The organism is Mesorhizobium sp. M4A.F.Ca.ET.050.02.1.1 (assembly GCF_003997725.1).
Lineage (GTDB): Bacteria > Pseudomonadota > Alphaproteobacteria > Rhizobiales > Rhizobiaceae > Mesorhizobium.
This window is the reverse complement of sequence record NZ_RZSG01001271.1, coordinates 1-968: the sequence shown is the minus strand read 5'-3', so window position 1 is coordinate 968 and position 968 is coordinate 1. Positions and strand designations below refer to the sequence as shown.

The 968-nt window shown below is 66.6% G+C and carries 2 pseudogenes; both read left to right on the top strand.

From position 1 onward, the window contains the following. A pseudogene (locus EOA33_RS36885) lies at positions 1–765 on the top strand (hypothetical protein); the annotation flags it as partial. Positions 766–848: 83 nt separating this feature from the next. Continuing rightward, positions 849–968: pseudogene (locus EOA33_RS41200) on the top strand (globin); the annotation flags it as partial.

Here is a 968-nt window from a genome sequence, read left to right as displayed (position 1 = left end):
AACAAGGAGGCGGCGCCGCCCGCCGCGGTGGCCGCGGAGGTCAAGCCGCCACCCGCCACTGCGGCCAGGCAGGAGATAGTCAAGCGCGACGAGGACATGCGCTTCGTCGTGGTTCGCGGCAGCAATCCGCTCTGCAATCCGGATTGCCCCGAATGGATCTCGGCCGAAGGCACGATCACAGCTTACACGCCGGAGCGGCTGCGTGACATGCTCGACAGCATTGGCCGGCGCAGGCTGCCCTTGGTGATCAACTCGCCGGGCGGCGACGTGCTGGGAGCGCTCGCGGCTGGCCGGCTGATCCGCGAGCACAAACTCGACGTCGCCATTGCCCGGACCGATTTCGTCGGCTGTGATTTGACAGCGCGGGATTGCGCGGCCGACAGCGAAGCTCGCGCCGGGCTTACCGTCGATGCCGAAGGCGTATGCAATTCAGCCTGCGCGATCATGCTTGCCGGCGGTGTCCGGCGGCTTGTCGGCCCGCGGGCGCGGCTCAGCGTGCATTCGCTGGGGATGGAAAAGCAGGTCAGGACCTACCTCGAAGACATGGCGATCGGGAGCGACCTGTTCGCGGCGATGCAGTCGGTGCTCTATTCCAGCCATCGCCAACTCGAGCCGGAGATGATGCTGAAGGTCGGGCTGACGACTGGACCGCAATCGGTCGACGCGCTGACCGGCGCCACCATCTGCGCCGCGACGCCGAAGCCCGAGAACTGCCGCGTGGCGCCGTCGCCCAATGCCCAGGCCGAGGCGCCAGCCAGGCTTTAGGGGCGAACTGGCCATCGAGGCAGGTTGAGCCGTCTTTGATCTTTCCGCTATCGTGCGCGGCAACCGACAGGCGAGGATCGATGATGAGCGAGAATATCCCGACACTGTTCGAATGGGCCGGCGGCGCCGAGGCGTTGAGCCGCCTGACGCAGACCTTCTACGACAAGGTGGCGCGCGATCCGATCGTAGGCCCGGTGTTCAGG